Source organism: Flavobacterium sp. (assembly GCF_025352425.1).
Lineage (GTDB): Bacteria > Bacteroidota > Bacteroidia > Flavobacteriales > Flavobacteriaceae > Flavobacterium.
This window is the reverse complement of the sequence record NZ_JANXTI010000061.1, coordinates 1-20,867: the sequence shown is the minus strand read 5'-3', so window position 1 is coordinate 20,867 and position 20,867 is coordinate 1. Positions and strand designations below refer to the sequence as shown.

Annotated in this window: 14 protein-coding genes and 1 tRNA gene; 8 read left to right on the top strand and 7 right to left on the bottom strand. The window is 35.1% G+C overall.

Annotation, left to right across the window (positions count from 1 at the left end):
* Positions 1–295: 295 nt before the first annotated feature.
* The 7 genes from Q0Q99_RS08165 to Q0Q99_RS08135 all read left to right on the top strand — a co-directional run bounded on the left by Q0Q99_RS08165 (position 296) and on the right by Q0Q99_RS08135 (position 12,803).
* The gene (locus Q0Q99_RS08165) at positions 296–3,256 is read left to right on the top strand and encodes a SusC/RagA family TonB-linked outer membrane protein (RefSeq protein WP_293894120.1); all 2,961 of its coding nucleotides are present in this window, start codon (positions 296–298) and stop codon (positions 3,254–3,256) included.
* On the top strand, positions 3,237–4,859 hold the full coding sequence (locus Q0Q99_RS08160; protein WP_293894117.1) for a RagB/SusD family nutrient uptake outer membrane protein: 1,623 nt from the start codon (positions 3,237–3,239) through the stop codon (positions 4,857–4,859). Before Q0Q99_RS08165 ends, Q0Q99_RS08160 begins: the two co-directional genes overlap by 20 nt.
* Positions 4,860–4,874: 15 nt before the next feature.
* On the top strand, positions 4,875–5,957 hold the full coding sequence (locus Q0Q99_RS08155) for a SusE domain-containing protein (protein WP_293894114.1): 1,083 nt from the start codon (positions 4,875–4,877) through the stop codon (positions 5,955–5,957).
* An 18-nt stretch (positions 5,958–5,975) separates the two neighbouring features.
* Positions 5,976–7,430, top strand: coding sequence for a SusE domain-containing protein (locus tag Q0Q99_RS08150; RefSeq protein WP_293894111.1), 1,455 nt, complete (start codon positions 5,976–5,978; stop codon positions 7,428–7,430).
* Positions 7,431–7,499: 69 nt separating this feature from the next.
* Positions 7,500–10,400 (top strand): alpha-amylase family glycosyl hydrolase, encoded by a 2,901-nt coding sequence (locus tag Q0Q99_RS08145; protein WP_293894108.1) that lies wholly within the window; start codon positions 7,500–7,502, stop codon positions 10,398–10,400.
* A 128-nt stretch (positions 10,401–10,528) separates the two neighbouring features.
* Positions 10,529–11,845: a hydroxymethylglutaryl-CoA reductase, degradative gene (locus tag Q0Q99_RS08140; protein ID WP_293894105.1), complete on the top strand. Its 1,317-nt coding sequence runs from the start codon at positions 10,529–10,531 to the stop codon at positions 11,843–11,845.
* A 43-nt stretch (positions 11,846–11,888) separates the two neighbouring features.
* Entirely contained in the window at positions 11,889–12,803 is a 915-nt protein-coding gene (locus Q0Q99_RS08135; RefSeq protein ID WP_293894102.1) for a GYDIA family GHMP kinase, read from the top strand.
* A 53-nt stretch (positions 12,804–12,856) separates the two neighbouring features.
* Here the strand turns inward: Q0Q99_RS08135 and Q0Q99_RS08130 are convergent, their stop codons facing one another.
* The 7 genes from Q0Q99_RS08130 to Q0Q99_RS08100 all read right to left on the bottom strand — a co-directional run bounded on the left by Q0Q99_RS08130 (position 12,857) and on the right by Q0Q99_RS08100 (position 20,387).
* On the bottom strand, positions 12,857–14,953 hold the full coding sequence (locus Q0Q99_RS08130) for a peptidylprolyl isomerase (RefSeq protein ID WP_293894099.1): 2,097 nt from the start codon (positions 14,951–14,953) through the stop codon (positions 12,857–12,859).
* Positions 14,954–15,062: 109 nt separating this feature from the next.
* A complete protein-coding gene (locus Q0Q99_RS08125; RefSeq protein WP_293894096.1) occupies positions 15,063–16,322 on the bottom strand; it encodes a hemolysin family protein in 1,260 nt (419 codons plus the stop codon).
* 3 nt (positions 16,323–16,325) lie between these two features.
* Positions 16,326–16,517, bottom strand: a complete 192-nt coding sequence (locus Q0Q99_RS08120) for a hypothetical protein (protein ID WP_293894093.1) — start codon at positions 16,515–16,517, stop codon at positions 16,326–16,328.
* 2 nt (positions 16,518–16,519) lie between these two features.
* On the bottom strand, positions 16,520–17,074 hold the full coding sequence (gene lptC / locus Q0Q99_RS08115; RefSeq protein WP_293894090.1) for an LPS export ABC transporter periplasmic protein LptC: 555 nt from the start codon (positions 17,072–17,074) through the stop codon (positions 16,520–16,522).
* On the bottom strand, positions 17,074–18,348 hold the full coding sequence (locus tag Q0Q99_RS08110) for a hypothetical protein (RefSeq protein ID WP_293894087.1): 1,275 nt from the start codon (positions 18,346–18,348) through the stop codon (positions 17,074–17,076). The genes lptC and Q0Q99_RS08110 overlap by 1 nt, the downstream gene beginning before the upstream one ends.
* 12 nt (positions 18,349–18,360) lie before the next feature.
* On the bottom strand, positions 18,361–19,662 hold the full coding sequence (locus tag Q0Q99_RS08105) for a hypothetical protein (protein ID WP_293894084.1): 1,302 nt from the start codon (positions 19,660–19,662) through the stop codon (positions 18,361–18,363).
* Entirely contained in the window at positions 19,659–20,387 is a 729-nt protein-coding gene (locus Q0Q99_RS08100) for a type III pantothenate kinase (RefSeq protein ID WP_293894081.1), read from the bottom strand. The genes Q0Q99_RS08105 and Q0Q99_RS08100 overlap by 4 nt, the downstream gene beginning before the upstream one ends.
* 99 nt (positions 20,388–20,486) lie before the next feature.
* Here Q0Q99_RS08100 and Q0Q99_RS08095 point away from each other — a divergent pair.
* A tRNA-Phe gene (locus Q0Q99_RS08095) sits at positions 20,487–20,559 on the top strand.
* The last annotated feature ends 308 nt before the right edge of the window (positions 20,560–20,867 follow it).

The window sequence follows — 20,867 nt, the reverse complement described above, 5'->3', positions numbered from 1 at the left end:
TGATAAGTCTGAAATAAAACAACTGTCATTTTTTTGATGCCTTGTTTTGAGAAACGAGAGATTTTAAAAATTAAATAACTGAATAACAATTAGATAAAAAATAAAAATAGTCTTTTTTATTTTTTATCGGACATTAATGTTAAATAATTAAAAAAGCAAAAAAGTTTTCAACACGCAAACGTTTTCGCGGCACATTTAACGTCTGTTTAAAGTGTTTATCCAGATTTTTATATAAATTTAACACTCGAAGTCAAAAGTATAAGCACAAAATTATTTTTTAACCTAAACAAAATGTATGAAACCAATTTACAAAAAGTTGTTATTTTTATTCCTTTTACTCCCTTTTGGTGTGCTGGCTCAGACCACTTTAAGCGGAACTGTTGTTGATAGCAAGTCGAATCAATCACTGCCTGGAGTAAACATAATTGTTCAGGGTGCACAAAACAGCACCACAACAGATTTTTATGGGAAATTTCAATTGGGAGGACTAAAAAGTGGAGACAGGGTGGTCTTTTCTTTTATCGGTTACGACTCTCAAACGGTAAATTTTTCAGGTCAGAAATCTATCAATATTAGCTTGAACGAAAGCGCTAACCAATTGCAGGAAGTTGTGGTTCAGGTGGGTTACGGTACTGTTAAGAAGAAAGATGTTACGGGTTCTATTACAACACTTTCTTCAAAAGAATTCAACAAAGGCTCAAATGTTACGGCAGAAAATCTACTGAATGGTAGAGTAGCTGGTTTAACAATCAACTCAGGAGGAGGTGCTCCAGGTTCGGGAACACAAATTAGAATCAGGGGAGGTTCTTCTCTATTTGCTTCAAATGATCCATTAATTGTTATTGATGGTTTGCCAATTGATTCTAAAACGGGCACTGGTTCTACATCATTTTTGGCATCATTAAATCCTAGTGATATTGAAAGTTTTACCGTTTTAAAAGATGCTTCTGCTTCAGCAATTTACGGGTCTAGAGCTTCTAATGGGGTTATCATCATTACTACAAAAAAAGGCGGAAAGAAATTAGCGGTTGATTATAACTTCCAATATGGGTCAGGTAAATTAATTGATAAAATTGACGTGTTTAGTGCAGACGAATATAGAGCTTTAATAACAGACCTTAGACCTGGTGATGTAGGTATGTTAGGAACAGCGAATACAGACTGGCAGGATGAAATTTACAGAAGAACTGATTTTGTGGACAACAATCTTTCGATAAAAGGAAACTTATTCAACAGAATACCTGCTCGTTTGTCATTTGGAAACACTTATCAGGAAGGGTTGCGATTGACAAATTCATTTACCAGGAATACAGTTTCGACTACCTTAAACCCTAACTTTTTCAGCGATCACCTTAAAATAAGATTGAATGCTACCTATTCCAACGAAAGAAATAGATTTGCTGACGGAGTTGAAGGTTCTGCTTTACGATTTAACCCAACCCAACCAGTTTATGACCTGACTTCTCCTTATGGAGGATACACCGAGTATTACAATCCGGATGGTACAATAAAAATAGGAACAAGAAACCCAGTAGCTCAATTATTACAAACGGAGGACAGAGGTATTAGCAATAGATTTTTTGGAAATTTTGAAGTTGATTATAAATTTCACTTCTTCCCGGCACTTAGAGCTGTTGTTAGTTTAGGATTTGACGAGGCTAATGGAGAAAGAACTAAAAGAATGACTCGGGAAGCAGCATCCGGACCAAGCAACAACAATATTCCTTATGGGAAAAATGAGTATGAAGATAGTACAAGAAGAAATAAATTATTCGATTCATATTTAGTCTATAACAAAACTTTTGGAAAATTAGATTTTGAAGCACAGGCAGGTTATTCTTATCAAATCCGTCAAAGCGAATCGTATGCTTCAGGAAATACTCTTGATCCAAACTTGCCATCAAACTTTCCTGAAACAACTACAGATACAGATAATGTGCTGATAGGTTATATCGGAAGAACTAAATTTGCTTATAATGATACTTATTTGTTAACCTTGACATACAGAAGAGATGGTTCATCAAGATTTCCTGTAGACAACCGTTGGGGTAATTTTCCTTCGGCTGCATTTGCATGGAAGATGAAAGAGGCATTCTTTAAAAGCTCAAAGTCAATTACTGATTTTAAACTTCGTCTTGGATACGGTATAACGGGTCAACAGGAAATTGACGATCCAGAAGCAAGAAACTACTATATTCAGCAGTATTCAACAGGTAGTGGAACGAGTCAGTATACCTTCGGAACTGTATCTTTCCCTATAGGTGTTTCTAAACCGTACAATCCTAATCTAAAATGGGAAGAAACTACAACTTATAATGTAGGTCTGGACATTGGATTGTATGATAGACTTAATTTATCTTTTGATGCTTTTTATAAAATATCTGATGATTTAATTGCTAAAGTAGCGGTGCCTGATGGTGGTAACTTCTCAAATCGAGGATACCAAAACATCGGAAGTTTTTCAACTAAAGGTGTTGAAGCTACTGCAAATTGGCAGGCTGTTAAAAGCACGAATTTCAATTGGGATATTAATTTAAATGGAACTGCTTTCAAAAGAAGAATTGATAAACTTGCATTTGGTGCTGATATCTTATTAGGAGATACTGGAGCAGGAACAGGTGGAACTGCTCAAATTCACAAAGAAGGATATGCTCCAAATTCATTTTATGTGTACAAACAATTGTATGATAATGCCGGAAAACCTATTGAAGGTGCTTATGCTGACATTAATGGAGACGGAATCATTAATGGTGATGATAGATATTTGTATAAAAATCCGGATCCAAAAGTGACTTTTGGTTTTGCCTCAACTATGAATTATAAAAATCTGGATTTTTCATTTAATTTAAGAGCAAGCATTGGTAGTCATATATATAATGCTGTAAACGCAGGAAGAGCTCAATATGATTCGTTGATAAATAATGTTTTGGAAAATGTTCCCACTTCTGTTTTAAGTACTGGTTTTAATACTACATCAGACGTGGTTTTATCAGACATATACATTGAAAATGGCTCTTTCTTAAAAATGGATAATGTGACTTTAGGGTATACTTTCCCTAAATGGTTAGAAGGTAAAGCTTCTTTAAGATTGTATACCGGAGTTCAAAATGTTTTCACTATCACTGAATATTCAGGTTTGGATCCAGAGATAAATAATGATGGTAGAGATAATACCATTTATCCAAGACAACGTACCATTCAAGTTGGTGCTAATGTAAAATTTTTAAAAAAAAACTATGAAAAAATTAAAAATTAATGCATTTTATTTAATAGGTCTGTTCCTCGTACTTAATTCGTGTACAGGAGATCTAGATGTAGTGCCTAAAGATGATGATGTGTTTTTATCTGAAGCCTTTTTTGCTCAACCTGACGCTTACAGACAAGGTTTAGCTGGAGTTTATGGTAATTTGTCATTAACAGGTGCTGGTGATGCCGGTTCTTCTTTCTTAGAAGGAATTGATGCCGGGACAAGTCAATTTAGTAGATGTTTATGGTATCTACAAGACTTAACTACTGACGAAGTTATCTGGAGTTATGAAAATGACCCGGGAACAAAAGAGTTGCAACGTAATATTTGGAATGCAAGCAATCCAATTATTTTGGGTATGTTTAGTAGAACAATGGGTGAAGTAGCTTTCGCCAATGAATTTTTGCGTCAAACAACTCCTGAGAAATTAAGTGGCAGAGGCGTTACTGATGCTGCTTTGTTAGCTGATATTGTAACCTTTAGAAATGAAGTTAGAACACTAAGAGCTTATGCTTATTATAATCTTATGGATTTATATGGAAAAGCCCCTTTAGTTACAGAAGCTGACCCTTTAAATACTACCGGGCCGCAATACGACAGGGCGCAACTGTTTACTTTTATTGAAAGTGAATTAAATGCGGTTTTGCCAAATTTAAAAGCACCTAGAACAAATGAAAACGGAAGGTTAGACCAAGCATTTGCCAGAATGGTATTAGCAAAAATGTATCTAAATGCTGAAGTTTATACAGGCGCAAACCGATATGCTGATTGTATGGACCAATGTTCTCAAATAATTGCTGGTGGATACGCCTTGAAACCTAACTATCTTGATAACTTTAAAGCAGACAATAATACTTCTGAGGAAATGATTTTCACACTTCAATCTGATGGGCAAGTAACTCAAAGTTATGGCGCAACAACCGTAATGGTTAATGGTTCAGTAGGTTCATTAGAAGCTAACGGAGCTTCATTAGGTGTTGGATCCGGTGGTTGGGGAGGTGCTTTACGTTTAAGAAAGCAATTTGTTCAAAAATTCGATGGCTCAGCTTATGATTTTGATGCTAGAAAAACAATTATTGGTGGTGGGGATAGATCTTTAGAAATAAGCGATATTGCTAATAAAGACCAAGGGTATATCTTAACTAAGTTTTCAAATATCAGTTCAACTGGTATACCAGGACTAAACTCTACATTTGTTAACACCGATTTCCCGCTGTTCAGACTTGCTGATGTTTATTTAATGTATGCTGAAGCGCAAATGAGAAGAGATGGGGCAACTAATGGTAGTAGCACTGCAAATGCAAACTCACAATCATTAACCTATATCAATTCATTGAGGGAACGAGCTAATGATGGAAATTTTGCAAACGTTACTGCGTCAGATGTTACCTTACAATTTATCATTGATGAAAGATCGAGAGAATTACATTGGGAAGGACATAGAAGACAAGATCTTATTAGATTTGGTCAATATACAGGAGGAACATATAATTGGGCTTGGAAAGGAAATAGTGCTAATGGAATAGCCATTTCTAATAACCTTAAATTATTCCCTATTCCTGCACAATCATTAGCAGCCAATCCTAATTTAACTCAAAATACAGGATATTAATAAAATAGAAAAATTATGAAAAAAATATCAATTTTAATACAAATGTTCTGCGTTATTTTGGTAATCAGTTCATGTACTGATGACAATGCCAATTTTAAAATTACTGAAACTACACCGGTTGTATTGTCAAATTTAGCAATATCAGACATAGAGCTTGACCAAGTAAACCCGAATAATCCTGCTGTTACTCTAAATTGGACTCCTGCTAATTATGGCCAACAAACCGCTGTGTTTTATAATGTTCAATTAAGCTCAGATGCAGCATTTACAAACCCAGTCTCGGTTACAACCGTTAGTAGTAATAGTGCAACGCTTTCAATTAACCAATTAAATTCTGCTGTTGGTAGTGCCGGTTTACCGCCTTTTCAATGGAATGCTGTATACGCAAGAGTAGTTTCTACGATTGGAACAACGGCTAGTTTGCCAGTTGCATCAAATACAATAACATTTAATGTGTATCCCTATTTTAATTACCCATTTAAAGATTATTATATAGTAGGTAATGCAACAGAACCAGGTTGGAATAACAATAACAATAATCCACCTTTATTTAGAGACGGTTCAAACCCAAATTTATATAGATATGCGGGTTATTTTGATGCGGGAGAATTTAAAGTTTTAGAAGAAAAAGGACTTTGGCAACCGCAGTGGGGAACTAATGGTGGTGGTGGAATTAATGTTAACCCTGGTGGAGGTTCCGATCCTGGGACTTTTCCTAACAATAATTCTGCAATAGCTAGCGCTGGGTATTATACTTTTACGATTAATTATAGTACTAATAGCTTTTTATTTGTACCGTTGTCAACCGCAGGTGCAGTAAATTTTAGCTCAATCACCATTCAAGGAACATCAGCAGCAAGCACTCCAATGATTCAATCGACATTTGATAATCATATTTGGCATAAAAATACTTTGCATTTGACACCCGGTGATTTGAAATTTGTAACAAATACAGGTTCAGTTTGGGGAGGTTCAACTTCTTTTTCAGGAACGGCAACAGTAAATGGTGCAAACATACCGGTAATTGTTGAGGATGATTATGATGTTTGGTTTAATGATTTAACAGGTCATTACATTTTGATACCATTAAATTTATAACCTTTAAAAAAAAGTATAATGAAAATACACATAAAAAAAATCAGTAGTATATTAATACTGTCATTGATGTTTGTCTTAAATTCCTGTGGTACGGATGATAATTTAAAAATTACTTCGCCGGACGCAGCGTTTAAATTAACCGAGCCTGAGATTAATTCAGTATATTTAAATTTCGGACTCCCTCAAAACCCTGCATTAACAGTGGTTTGGAAAGATGATCTAACAGGTAGTTCAAATTATACTATTGAAATGTCCTTGGATGAAGAGTTTACAAATGTTATAAGCCTTGGTAGTACAAGTATCAAAGAATTTACAATTTCTGTCGAAGATTTAAATCAGGCAATTCGAGATGCGGGTGTTCAAAACTTTAAAGATATTTCAATCTTTTTAAGAATAAATTCAGGTAGTGTTTTAAGTAATTCAGTACTTTATTTCGTTACAACATATCCAACTAATCCTCCCGTTATTACCAATCCAGCAAGCGGGACTCCTTTTGTACTATCAATTGCTAACTCAGGCAATACTGTACTTACAGTTAATTGGACGGATATTGTCTTAAATTCAGATTTAAATATTAATGTAGATTATACAGTTGAAGCAGCTTTAGGAGGTTCAAATTTCGCTTCCCCTGTTTCTTTAGGTAGTGTTACCAATATAACTACTTTACCAGTAACTCATGCTACTTTAAATTCTGTAGCATTAGGAATCGGATTAACTCCTGGTGTTGCGGGTAATATTGATTTAAGAATAAAAGCTAGAAATACCAATGAGAGCTCAGACGTTTTAGTTAGAACGTCAAGCACTTTAAGTATTATCGTTACTCCATACAGTGTTACTTTTCCTAATCTATATTTTGTAGGTAGTGCGACTACACCAGGATGGAATAATAATAATAATAATACCCCTGTTTTTAGAAATCAAAACATTCCAAATAATTATGTTTACACTGGTTATTTTAACGCTGGGGCATTCAAATTATTAGAAGTAAGAGGTCAATGGCAACCACAATGGGGAACAAATGACAATACTACTTTGGCTGTAAATACGGGAAGCGGATCCGATCCGGGTACTTTTAATGTTGCAACTGCCGGATATTATACTTATAGTTTCACAACTGCCGGCCAAGGCGGAAGTTTTACAGTAACTCCTTATACTGGCTCAGTGGCAACTACCTATTCAACAATGGGTATTATTGGAGCTGCAACAGCAAATGGTTGGGGAAGTGATACTAATATGACTCAAGATGTTAACAATCCACATCTTTGGTTTATCACTAATGTAGCTCTTACGGCTAATGAAATGAAATTTAGAGCCAATGCGAATTGGTCAACTAATTGGGGTAGTAGTGGAAGTACTCAGGCATATGGAACTGCACTGTTCAACTCTTCTAACAATATCAGTGTTCAAACCGCAGGGACTTATGACATTTGGTTTAATGATTTAGATGGAAGTTATATTTTACTGCCACAATAAAAAAAAATTAAAATAAAAAAAAGGCTATCATTTTTATTTGATAGCCTTTTATATAAATAGAAAATTGATATGAAAAGGAATTATTTTATACTATTAATCTTTATGATGTGTTCTTGTTTGTCTTTCGGACAAGTAACAACATCACCTACTACGGTTCTTGCAGATCAGGCTGCTACAATTACTTTTAACAAAACAGGTACAGGGTTAGCTTCCTACACTGGTGTTATTTATGCTTACATTGGCGTAACGGTAAATGGTGTTAGATTTCAAAACATCAAAGGGAGTCCTGCTTTTAATAGTCCGTTGCATCCGCAAATGACACAAGTTGGAACTTCTTCAAATTACACACTATCTATTTCTCCCGATTTATATACTTATTTTGGAGTTTCCACTAGTAATTCAATTACAGAAATTTGTTTAGTTTTAAGATCAGCAGATGCTACTTTACAAACTTCCCCAGATATTTTTATCCCTGTCGGAGCTTTTCAATACACTTTAGCTGCTCCGGTTTTGAATAGTAACAGCATTATAACAAGTGGCTCCAATTTTACAGTTACTGCCAATAATACTAATGGCCCCGCCACTTACGAATTATTCGTTAATGGCTCTGCTACTGCACAAAATACCGCAACTACTGCTTCCTATTCCTATACAGATACAAATGTTACAATCAATAAAAATTATGTATTAAAAATCACTCAGGGAAATACATTTTTCTTTGCAAAGTTTTCGGTAATTATTAATCCGGGAACAATTTCTTTGGCATTGCCAACCGGAATGGTTGATGGGATTAATTATAATCCTTCAGATCCAACCAAGGCCACTTTGGTAGTGAACTTGCCATTTAAGAGTTTTGTTTACGTCGCCGGTAATTTCAACAACTGGTCGCCAAACACAGCTTATGCCATGAAAAAAGATAATAATTCTGGCTCTACAAAATTTTGGTTAGAGTTGACAGGCTTAACTCCGGGACAATTTTATGCCTACCAGTATTGGATAGGCGATGTCGTTAATCTACCAGCGGGTTCTCCGGCAATTGTTAAAACAGCCGATCCTTATTCTAAATTGGTTTTATCTCCTTTTGATGACCCGGAAATTGTAACTTTAGGAGTTTATCCCGGTTTACCGGTTTATAGTACCATTGCCCCGGGACAAGATAGAGAAGTAACGGTTTTGCAAACAGGACCCTCCGCTTGGTGGAATTATACATGGAGTGCAGCTACAACAAGTTTTGTTAAACCAAAGAAAAAAGACTTAACTATTTATGAAGTTTTAGTTCGTGATTTTGATGCTGATAGAACTTACCAAAATTTGATTAATAGAATCGATTATTTCAAAAACCTTAAAATAAACGCTATCCAGTTAATGCCCGTGATGGAGTTTGAAGGGAATTTGAGCTGGGGTTATAATTCAGCTTATCATATGGCATTGGATAAAAGATACGGTCCGCCGGCAAAGCTGAAGGAGTTTGTGGATTTATGCCATCAAAACGGTATTGCAGTAATACTTGACATTGCATTAAATCACGTTTTTGGCCGTTCACCGTTGGAAAGAATGTGGATGTTAGATACAGATAATGATGGATGGTCCAATAATTCTGGCTTTAAAACTACTACTGAAAATCCATATATCAACCAAACTGCTACTCATGCATATGGTGTGGGAAGTGATATTAACCATTTTAGAACAACAGGCCCTGGTGGAGATGTAATAACTCCTTATATTACCGAGACAATCAGAACCTGGATTCAGGATTACAAAATTGATGGGTTCCGTTGGGATTTAACAAAAGGATTTACAAATAGTTGTACCAGTGGTGATCAAACATGTACCAATAGTTATCTTGCTGACAGAGTGGCTAAATTGAAACAATATGCCGATATACAGTGGAGTTTTGACCCTAATTTTCTAATTATTTTTGAACATCTGGGAACAGGCGGCTCCGCCACTGAAGAAACAGAATGGGCAAATTACCTGCGCTCCGGCGACACTAAGGGAATTATGCAATGGAGAAAAATGAACGATCCTTATGCCAATTTGTTAAAAGGTAATTATGCAGATCTTTCGGGAGTTGCTGATGCTACTACTAACAGATTTGTCGGATATCCGGAAAGCCATGATGAAGAACGAGTAGGTTACAAAGCCTTTAATGAAGCCGGGCAAACTCAAGGAAACTTAGCAAAGGTTCTTCAAAGATTCCCTGCAATGGGTTCAGTATTCCTATTGGTTCCCGGACCAAAAATGATTTGGCATTTTGCAGATTTAGGAAATACCGCTTCCTTATGGACATGTAATAATGGGGTCGTTTCCTATTCGGCACCAGATTGTAAGTTGGATACTAAGCCACAGTTACAATGGGTAAATAACTGGATGGGAGATGCAGCCAGATTAAATATTTATAATAATTGGGCAAAAATGATTGAATTGAAAAAAACAGAAGATGTTTTTGAAAATGGACAATTTGCATGGAATTTAAGCGCTACCGGAAGCCCAAGATTAGATGTTTGGACAAGTACAATACAAACAGCTGCTTTAAGCTACGTTTTTGTCAGAACCAATTTTTCAGATAATACATTAAATATTGCAGCGGGATTTCCGTTTACCGGAACGTGGTATAACTTAATGGATAATTCAACCTTAAATGTTACCGATACCAATATGAACCTTTCAATTGAATCAGGAGGATATAGAGTATATGGTAATAAAGCGGCAACCTTGAGTTCTCCCATTTTTAATACTGTAGCCAATTTAAATTTGTTTCCCAATCCGACTTCGGGTTTATTTACAATAAACGCAGAGGTTTCAAAGGTTCAGGTATATACAATCACAGGTCAGCTAGTTAAAACTTTTGATACTATTCCTTCCGAAAATTATCAATTTGATGTAAACGATTTAAGTAATGGCGTTTATCTGGTAAAAGCTATTGATAACAACAATAGTTCACAAACAATGAAATTAATTAAACAATAAAATTAGAGTTAATAGATAATTTTGAGAGCAAGCCACATTTTATATGTGGCTTGCTTCTTTTATAAATAAAATTAAAATCAACATGCGAATAACTATATTTGTTGCTGAATAATTCACTTATTTTTACCATGAATAATGCAGTTGCAGGATTTTCAAAACTAACGAAAGAAGAAAAGATCAATTGGATTGCCAATGAATATTTTGCAAGCCCAACGGAAGCCATTGCGACGATAAAACAATATTGGAACAACGATACCAAACTACAGCAATTGCACGATGAGTTTGTAGAAAATACGATTTCTAATTTCTATTTACCTATGGGAATTGCTCCCAATTTTTTAATCAATGGGAAATATTATTCGGTGCCAATGGTTATTGAGGAAAGTTCGGTTGTAGCGGCGGCTGCTAAATCGGCTAAGTTTTGGAGTACGCGTGGCGGATTTAAAACGACTGTTTTAAACACCGAAAAAATAGGGCAAGTGCATTTTCTTTTTAATGGAGATTCAAATAAACTTCAGAAGTTCTTCAATACGATAAAAGAGGATTTAATTGCGTCTACTGAAAGTATTACCGCAAACATGCAAAAGCGTGGTGGTGGAATCACATCTTTAGAACTTCGAAATAAAACCACCGAATTAGAAAATTACTTTCAGCTTCATGTCACTTTTGAAACCAAAGACAGCATGGGCGCTAATTTCATCAATTCGTGTTTGGAACAATTGGCTAAAACGCTAAAAGAAGCAGCACAAAGTCATTCTGACTTTAATGAAACTGAAAAGAATCTCACGGTTGTAATGAGTATTCTTTCTAATTATGTCCCGAATTGTATTGTTCGCGCAGAAGTTTCTTGCAGCGTTGAAGAATTAGCTGAGAAGAAAATAGAAAACCCTCAACTGTTTGCTGAAAAATTGATGCAGGCCGTTCGCATAGCTGAGATTGAACCTTTTCGCGCCGTTACACATAACAAAGGAATAATGAATGGCGTAGATGCGGTGGTTTTAGCAACCGGAAATGATTTTCGTGCTGTAGAAGCGGGAGTACATGCATATGCATCAAGAAATGGCAGATATACCAGCTTATCCCATGCCAAAATAGAAAACGGAATATTTACCTTTTGGATTGAAATTCCATTAGCATTAGGAACCGTTGGCGGTTTAACGTCGTTGCATCCATTGGTAAAAATTGCTTTGGAAATTCTGGGAAAACCATCGGCACATGAGTTGATGATGATAGTTGCCGTAACAGGCTTGGCGCAAAATTTTGCAGCGCTACGTTCTTTAACTACCACCGGAATTCAGGAAGGGCATATGAAAATGCATATCAATAATATTCTTAATCAGTTTCAAACCACCTCCGAAGAACGTAAAGTTATTAAAAGTTATTTTGAAAAAAATTCCATCTCACATTCAGCTGTTGTGTCATTTATAGAAAATCTAAGAAAATAAAATAACCCTGAAAGGGTTTTGAATCCTTTAAGGGTTTATAAAGATGAAAAAAACTTTTTACAGTAACGGAAAACTACTCATCACCGGGGAATATTTGGTGCTTGATGGCGCCAAAGCTTTTGCATTACCTACTAAGTTTGGTCAAAGTTTAATGATGGAAGAATCAGAAGGGCAGCTGATTCATTGGAAGAGTTTTGACAGCGATGGAAGTATTTGGTTTGAGGACGCTATTCCATTTTCATCCATTATGAGAAAAGAGCGTTTTGATGATGCCAAGAATATCAAGAATACTTTAATAGAAATTTTGCACGAAGCCTATCTGATAAATTCTGATTACATAACTTCTTCAAAAGGATATGCAATAAAAACCGAACTGACTTTTCCAAAATTTTGGGGCTTGGGCACATCGTCTACCTTAATCAATAATATTGCGCAGTGGCTGCAAATTGACGCATTTGAGCTATTGAAAAGAAGTTTCGGTGGAAGTGGCTATGATATTGCCTGCGCTCAAAATAACAGCCCAATACTGTATCAATTGGCCAACGAAAAACCACTGATCGAAAAAGTAAACTTCAAGCCTAATTTTACAGACAAAATCTTTTTTATTTACCTCAATAAAAAACAAAACAGCAAAGCAGCAATTGCATCTTATTATGGTAAACGTAGTAATATCCAGCAGGCAATCGCAACTATTGACTCCATTACAAAAACTGTAACCGAAGCGGCAACTCTAAAAGAATTTGGCACAGCATTACAAGATCACGAAATTGAAATGAGCAATATTTTGGAACTCAAAACAGTTAAAGAAGTTTTGTTTCCCGATTTTGATGGCGTGATAAAAAGTTTGGGTGCCTGGGGAGGCGATTTTGTAATGAGTATTTCTAAAGAAAATCCAGTGAATTATTTCAGATCTAAAGGCTTTGAAATTGTGGTTGCTTATAATGAAATGATACTCTAAAAAAAACCGCCTCGTCAATAACGAGGCGGTTTTTTTTTAATTTAGATTGCTAATTAATAAAAATCAGCTCTGTTATCTACAATATCAGCATCGTCTTTCAACGCTTGCATAAACCTTCCGGAGTTTCCAACAGCCTGTTGTTTTACTTTAGCAATAAAATCATCAAATTTTTTGATAGCTGGCGCTTTAGTGACAACTTTAGTAGCAATTACATATACTCCGGAATTTCCGTCAATTGGTTTTGAAACCTGACCCGCCTTAGATGAAAAAGCCATTCCTACTACTTTTGGTTCAAAACCCGCCCCGGGAACATTGGCATTTTCAATAGTTAAATCCACCGCGTTCATAACAGTAACTTTATTAGCCGCTGCAATTGCTGCCAAAGAAGCGCCTTTCATTTTTGCTTCTATTTTAGCTGCTTTCTTTTTGTTTTTCAGGATTGACTCCACTTGCGGCCTTGCTTCTTCAACTGACATTAATCCTTTTGGAGCAATGCTTTTTAATTTGGCAATAACATGACCAACATTTACAATTTCGAATCGTTTCACACTGCCAATTTTGGTATCGCCCTCAAAAGCCCATTTTACTATTTGTCTTTGATTGGTCAATGAGCCAAAACTTTCATCGATTGCTTTTACTCTTACCGGAGGACTTGTAGTCAATCTTGCTTCTTTTACCAATGCAACGAAATCTTTATTAGCCGCATCCATTTCAAATTTGGTTGCTTGTGTATAAATTTTATCATTGGTAGCTTCTGACGGCTCAATTTTTTGGGCAATGGTTGCCAATTTAACGGCATCTTGTTTATCCGTTACCTGGATGATATGGTAACCAAATTCTGTTTCTACCAAACCAATTTTTCCAATCGGATTACTGAAAGCAAAATCATTAAACGGTTTTACCATTTGTCCGGGAGCGAAATATCCTAAATCGCCACCTTGCTGTGCAGAGGAATCATCAGAGTTTGACATGGCCAACATCATGAACATTCCAGGATTTGCCTGTGCTTGCGCTAACAAACCTTCTGCTTTAGCTTTAGCCTGTTCTTTCGTTCTTTTTTCTTTTTTGTTTGGAACTTTTGTCCCTTCCCAACTGATTAAGATATGGCTCGCTTTTACTTTCGCTCCAGCCTTTCTACCTAATCCTTTTGAAAGACAATAATAGTTACCGCGCATGTATGGCCCGTAAATTTCTCCTGCAGGCAAATTGAATAATTGCTCAGCATGTTCCGCTGGTAAATCTTGTTTTGAAATATAAGTTGAGTCAAACGGGGTATCTGAATTTGCATTTACAAAGTCGGCGTTGTCAGTTACTGATTTAAATCCTTGAATCGTATCATTTTTACCGGTTTCTTTATTGTAACGCACACTTGGTAACAATAATGCGTCAACATTTTTCTTGATTTCCGCTTCGTCAGTAGCCGATGGTTTTTCTGCTATTAAAACATAATCCAATTCCCGGGATTCTTCCGATTTGAATTTTTTCTCTTTCGTTTTCATGTAATTCGTGATTTCCTCATCGGTCACTTTTACGTCGCTGTCTTTTATCGAAGAGAAAGGAACCATTACATAATCAAAACTCACTTTGTTAGATTCTGATTCGTATTTGAATTTTCCTTCAGTTTGTGTGGTATACATTCCGCCTTTTATCAAAGAGTTGTAGATATCATACTTCGCTCTTAATTCTGCGTTTTTTTCCTGCTCACTCAGCATTTGCATTCCATTTGGAACTTGTTTGAAATAATCCTTAAACTTGTTTAAGTCAAATTTTCCGGCTGCATTTAAAAACATTTGGTTTGAACCAATATTTGGGTCAGCTTTGAATGCTTCAACAATGTGTTTCTCGCCAACGCGAATACCTAATTTTTCAAATTCAGCATTAAGCAACGCAACTTGAACTTCCTGATTCCAAACCTGGTTAGAGGCTTGCATTGAAGTCATGTTTTGACCTTGAGAATTCTTTTCTGTGTTTGCTACTTTTATTCGAAACTCATCGAAAGAAATATCTTTTCCATTTACGCTTCCTACGTCTTTAGACACACTTTTGAAACCTTTTGTAAACAAATCTTGTACAACAAAAGCCAATAAAGCAAAACCTATCGCTAATAAAAGTAAGCCCGAACGTTTTCTGATTTTTGATAAAACTGCCATTTCTATTTTTGTTAATTTTTAATTCAATTTGCGAAAATACAATTATATGTGAAATAATAATACTCACACAGTTATAATTTCATCAATTTTTTGTTTTTTTTTACAGAAATTAATCCAATAAGGTCATTTTTACTAATTCGATTTTCTTATTCGTCGCTCCTTCGATGACAAACACAAAATTTCCAATGGTTATCTGAGTTCCTTTTTGCGGAATTTCTTTGCAAAAATCGACAATAAATCCGCCTAGGGTTTCATAAGAATCTCCCTCAGGAATATTGAATTTATAGGTCTCATTTAAATATTCAACATCCAGGCGCGATGAAAATACAAAGTTTGAATCATCTACTTTATTTTCTATTAATTCTTCTTCCGAATCGTGTTCGTCTTCAATTTCCCCAAATAGTTCTTCCACTATATCTTCGGTTGTCACAATACCCGACGTTCCACCATATTCGTCTAAAACTACTGCAACACTTTTTCGTTTTTTGGTCAACAAATCCATAGCGTCTTTTATCAAAATTGTTTCGGGAACAAACTCTACCGAAGTCATAATTGATTTGATGTTTCGTGGTTTTTTGAATAGCTCAAACGAATGAACATAGCCAACAATATCGTCAAGGGTATCAATGTAAACCAGTATTTTTGAATAACCTGTGTTTATAAAAAGTTCTCTCAAATCAACCACAGAACTGTATAAATCAACAGCAACAAGTTCTGTTCTTGGGGTCATAATTTCCCTGGCTTTTACCCCTGAAAACTCTAAGGCATTTTGAAAGATCTGTATTTCAGAGTCAACGGTTTCGTGATCCTGAACGGCATTCATTTGTTCCGAAATAAAATTTCCCAATTCCACTTTACTAAATGATAAATTGATCTGATCGCCTTCGGTTTTGAAAAACTTTCGCAACACAAAATCGGAAATCCAAATCAAAAAAGAAGAAATGTAGTAAAAGAGTTTGTAGAAAAAATAAGCAGGCAGCGCAAAGAATTTAATAAAGGTATTGGCATAGATTTGAAAAAACACCTTGGGCAAAAACTCGGAAGTCATTAAAACGATGAGCGTTGAAATTGTAGTTTGCAATAATAAATTCGAAAAATCACTAAATTCACATCCAATCCTTACAAACCAGCGCATCAACAAATCGCCCATAAAAAAACCGTAAACAACCATAGAAATATTGTTGCCCACAAGCATGGTGGCAATAAATTTGGATGGTTTTTGGGTAAGTTTGGTCAGGATTTTTGAAATAAAATCGTCTTGCTTTTTTTCAATTTCAAGATAAATTTTGTTGGAAGAAACAAAAGCGATTTCCATTCCAGAGAAAAAAGCGGAAAGTATCAAGCATAGAATGATTATTCCGATTTCCATGAATTAGGTTTTTTTATTGTGATCGTCAAACTTTTTGGCGAACTTTCTTCTGAAGAAAAACAGAAAGATACAAACAGCAGCAAATATTCCGCTGATAGTAAAGTTTTCGTTCGATTGCCATTTTACAAAAGCATCAATACTAAAAAGGATTCCGGCAAGTAAATAGGCATATTGGGTAAATCTTAAATAGTTCATAGTTATTCTGATGATTGGATTTCTCCGGATATTTTTTGGGAGTTAACTTTTTTGAAATCTTTACTAAAATCAATTCCTTCGCCAGTCGAAACTCCTTTTGGAGAAGTAAATTTAAACTTTTTTTCGGTGAAAAACCATTCATTTTTCTGGTCATAATACAATTGCTCTGTTTCGAGCAATTCACCATTTTGATTGGAGATTTTTACGTTGTTCTGCAAATCAATAAGATTAGTATCCTTATGCGATACAGCATACTTAGCGTCAATATAGGTTTCCTTTCCGTTTTTATCGAATAAAGTTAGATGGATTCCTTTCGGGAATTCGGTAAACGGAAATTCAACTGTGGCATAATCGAGCATTTTCGGACTTACCAAATTGGCAGTTATTCTTCCGGAATCCGTGTATTTTAGGTTGATGCCATCCGCATCACCGCTTGGTGAAAATTCAGCAAAACCCATTTTTTGAACATCACGGAAGTTGCTTTCACAACCAATTAAAAGGAAACAAAAAAAGATTGATAAAATAAAAGGGACACTATTTCTAGTTGGATGCACCATTATTTGGAAGGGAAAATAATGGTTTCATTAATCCAACAACCAATAGTTAACGATTTACCATTCATTTTTGCTTTGGAAATTTCGGTTGGTGTTGCCGATTGCGCCTCGAAATCTTTTGCCATTTTATCGGAAGTTGGTTTTAATCTTGGCTCGGCAATTCCTGCTTTTTCGGCAGTTTGAATCGCCAAATAATATACTGCTTTCTTTTCAAAATCGGTTTTACCGCAATCTTTAGCACCGTTAGCATAAAGTTGTGCCAAAAACAAATAAGCTTTTCCCATTTTTGGATCAGAATTCAATGCTTTGTTTAGGCATTCTTTTGATTTTGGAAAATCGGCGGCAAGTAAACCCGTAGCAAGTGTGTAATATATTTTGGCCTTTTCTGTTGGGTTTGTTTGTAATTCCGCAGATTCATTATAAAACTTGGTTGCTTCGGTAAATTTTCTTTGCTTAAGATTTCCCAACGCCATGAAGTAAGCTGATTGTGCTGTTGCTTTTGCAGAATAAAGCTTTTCAGCCAAGGTAAGAAAGATTGGTTTGTCGCTGCATTTTGAGGAAAGACTGATTAAAGCAGAAGTAACCCAATCAGTATTTTCTTGATTGGCAGCATAATTTTTTGTGTAAAAAGCATCTAGATTTTCACAAGTTGCCAAATCTTTTATCAATTTATCAATAGCATTTTTAGCTGTTTTATAATCCTTTTTTTCTGGTTTGGAGGATTGCAATTGGATAAGTAACGAGTTAACTAATGTATATTTTTCTAGAACTGAATTGGAGGTTATTTTTTTGTCGCCACTGTTGAATCTTTCAGCATACATGCTAAAATAAGTATAGACAGCATTGGCATCAGTTACATTTTTTGAAGCTTTGGTAAAACCGCTATCCAATAAATTAAAAATTTCTTCTTTGGTATCAATTTTATTGGCAACCAGAATCATTGCTTTAGTTACTTCAAAATCCGGAATTGAAAGCGGATAATTTTTATTGTATTGGTCATACAATTTCAGGACATCGCGTACTAACTTTTCTTTTTCTTCAGCGGAAGCTGCATTGTCAATTTTGTATTGAAGGATTTGAATTCCGTCAGTATAAATGGCTTCGTTTTCCTTTTGGCAATTTTTTCTAACGTCACTCCACGGACCAAAAGCCTCAGTTATTTTTTTTTCTTTAAGAAGTTCTTGATATTCCGTTATTTTTGAAGCACAATCAAACTTTTGAGCATAACTACTATTTGTAATAAACAAAACGCTAAGTATAAAAATAATTGCCTTCATAATATAACAGTTTTAGTCAAATTTACGTTTCACAAACCATTTATCGCTTAGAGATAAACCTATACTAATGTTTACATAGTTTTCCTCTACTAAGTTATAATATCGTGTGCCTCTTTTACCTATTTCAAGTCCAATATTTATGTTTGTAAAGGTACCACTTAATGGCATTCCTAAACCAATATTTGCAGCAAAATCATTAATCGATTTATCTGGATAACCAGGTTTTTGAATTACCAAACCTGTATTTTCATAACGCAGTCCACCGCGATACACCACTTTCTTATAGTAATTAGAATACGAGTTATAATTAGGTATAAAAAATCCCCCTAAACTATAACGAACAGCGTTTTCAAAAGTCGCACCTTTAATATCTTTAAAACGATTAGACATTACGCTGTTGTGTAAAAAAGTAATTTCTCCACCAATTAACCATTTTTTTACTTCGCCAAAGCCTGAGCCAAAGCTTAATTTTGACGGAAGTTTTATTTTAGTATCATCAACTGGTATGTTTTGTTGTTCAATTACTTGTACTGCACTAGTGCTTAAAAGTTGAACGACTTCGATTTTACGTGTATTTCCTAATGTCAATTCTGCCTCTGGAGTATATGCCAAACTACTAAAGAAAGAATATTTCGAGTTCACTTTTGTCTGGTAGGTAATGCCTAAGTCAAAATTAACACCTCTTAAATCAGAAGTGTTATTTTCCCTTGATCCGTATTGAATAAGTGGATATGTCTGGTAAATTAGATTATTGGTTTCTATTGTTCCAAAATTATATTGAACATCGGCACCAATATTTATTTTCTTGGTAAGATGATATCCAAGACCTAAAAAAACCTTATTTACACCACCAATTCCTGTATATTTTGAATATTTAACTTCTGTAATTTCGAGTGGTGTTACCTCAGTGTTTATTTTATAAATGTTTTTTTGGATTTTGTATCCAACGGAAGAATAAGGAATAAGTCCAAAACCGATTCCGATTTTACCAACAGGAATTCCAACGGCCAAATAATCTAATGAAGTTCTTCGTGATTTCGCTTCTTGACTTTCTGTGTTAGCTTTGGTATTAGCATAAGTTCCGCCAAGCGCAAAAGTGGTCAGTTTCAAACTTGCCAATTGTGCAGGATTTTGAATATTGATGTGGATACTATCGGGAAAAACTGAAATACTTCCCATGGAACGGTTTTCAACAGTTCCTTTAAATTTTATATCGCCAATTCCGTAAAAAGAATAAGGAGAAGATGTTCCTTCTTGAGCAAAAATTGCCAATGAAAAAAGTAAACTGATGCTTACTATAATTTTTTTAATCATTTTTGATTGTATTGAAATGTTTGGTTCAGGCTTTCCAATAGGAAATTTGAATTGGCAAATATGGTATTTTTTAATTGTATAGCCAAAAATTCTGTATCGCCACCCGTTAAAATTATGATAAATTTAGCGTATTGTGTTTTGTACAGATTTATAAACCCATCGATTTCGCTGGCAACACCGTTAATAACACCAGAATGGATAGATTCATGCGTAGTATTTCCAATAAAATTTTCAGGTTCTTTTTTTGTTAACAATGGTAGTTTGGCTGTATAATCATTCAATGACTGATAACGCAAACGAATCCCCGGAGAAATTGCCCCTCCCAGATAGTTATCATTCGCATCAATAAAATCATAGGTTATACAGGTTCCGGCATCTATCACCAATCTGTTTTGATTAGGAAATCGGAGCACAGCACCCGAAGCCAATACCATTCTATCGACTCCAAGGGTAGTGGGAGTAGTATATAAATTAGTAAAAGGAAATTTGCTTTCGTGGGTTATGAAATAAATTTCCGCTTTGCTTTCGAAAGACAAAAACAATTCTTTTTCTACGTTTCCTACCGAAGCCACGACAATTTTTTTGATTCTCTGAAACTTATTCAAGATATAATTTGTCTCTGTCAGAAGCACATCTTTTGTAAAAACAAAAAACTCCACAAGTGTATTTTGTTCAAAGACAGCGGCTTTAATTCTTGTGTTTCCAACATCAATAGTTAAAAGCATAGCGTTGTTTTAAGGGTTCAAAGTTACGAATAGTTTTTTTTTAGTATTTGTTTTGGATAAATTAAAAATCGTACTATATTTGCACCCGCTACAACGCAAGGTACCTTAGCTCAGTTGGTAGAGCAATGGACTGAAAATCCATGTGTCCCTGGTTCGATTCCTGGAGGTACCACAAACATAAAATCTCTAACAGTTTGTTTGTCAAACAGTTAGAGATTTTTCTTTTTCAAAGTGTAAAACATTGTGTAAAACAATATTGCATTAATCTTATTTCTCAAATCTATTTAACATCACGACCAACTGTATATAAATGTATGTATTTGTATAAACAACTATATACATTCGTGCTAATTATACTGGATGGAAAAAACGGTCAAATTGACCACCTAATTCCAGTGTAAATTGACCACCAGTTTCGGAGCAAACTGACCACTACTTTCCAGTTCAAATTGACCACCCGATTTCGGTGCAAATTGACCA

Coding starts and splice junctions, on each gene's coding strand:
- Q0Q99_RS08165 (WP_293894120.1), top strand. CDS start 296: ATGAAACCAATTTACAAAAAGTTGTTATTTTTATTCCTTTTACTCCCT.
- Q0Q99_RS08160 (WP_293894117.1), top strand. CDS start 3,237: ATGAAAAAATTAAAAATTAATGCATTTTATTTAATAGGTCTGTTCCTC.
- Q0Q99_RS08155 (WP_293894114.1), top strand. CDS start 4,875: ATGAAAAAAATATCAATTTTAATACAAATGTTCTGCGTTATTTTGGTA.
- Q0Q99_RS08150 (WP_293894111.1), top strand. CDS start 5,976: ATGAAAATACACATAAAAAAAATCAGTAGTATATTAATACTGTCATTG.
- Q0Q99_RS08145 (WP_293894108.1), top strand. CDS start 7,500: ATGAAAAGGAATTATTTTATACTATTAATCTTTATGATGTGTTCTTGT.
- Q0Q99_RS08140 (WP_293894105.1), top strand. CDS start 10,529: ATGAATAATGCAGTTGCAGGATTTTCAAAACTAACGAAAGAAGAAAAG.
- Q0Q99_RS08135 (WP_293894102.1), top strand. CDS start 11,889: ATGAAAAAAACTTTTTACAGTAACGGAAAACTACTCATCACCGGGGAA.
- Q0Q99_RS08130 (WP_293894099.1), bottom strand. CDS start 14,953: ATGGCAGTTTTATCAAAAATCAGAAAACGTTCGGGCTTACTTTTATTA.
- Q0Q99_RS08125 (WP_293894096.1), bottom strand. CDS start 16,322: ATGGAAATCGGAATAATCATTCTATGCTTGATACTTTCCGCTTTTTTC.
- Q0Q99_RS08120 (WP_293894093.1), bottom strand. CDS start 16,517: ATGAACTATTTAAGATTTACCCAATATGCCTATTTACTTGCCGGAATC.
- lptC (WP_293894090.1), bottom strand. CDS start 17,074: ATGGTGCATCCAACTAGAAATAGTGTCCCTTTTATTTTATCAATCTTT.
- Q0Q99_RS08110 (WP_293894087.1), bottom strand. CDS start 18,348: ATGAAGGCAATTATTTTTATACTTAGCGTTTTGTTTATTACAAATAGT.
- Q0Q99_RS08105 (WP_293894084.1), bottom strand. CDS start 19,662: ATGATTAAAAAAATTATAGTAAGCATCAGTTTACTTTTTTCATTGGCA.
- Q0Q99_RS08100 (WP_293894081.1), bottom strand. CDS start 20,387: ATGCTTTTAACTATTGATGTTGGAAACACAAGAATTAAAGCCGCTGTC.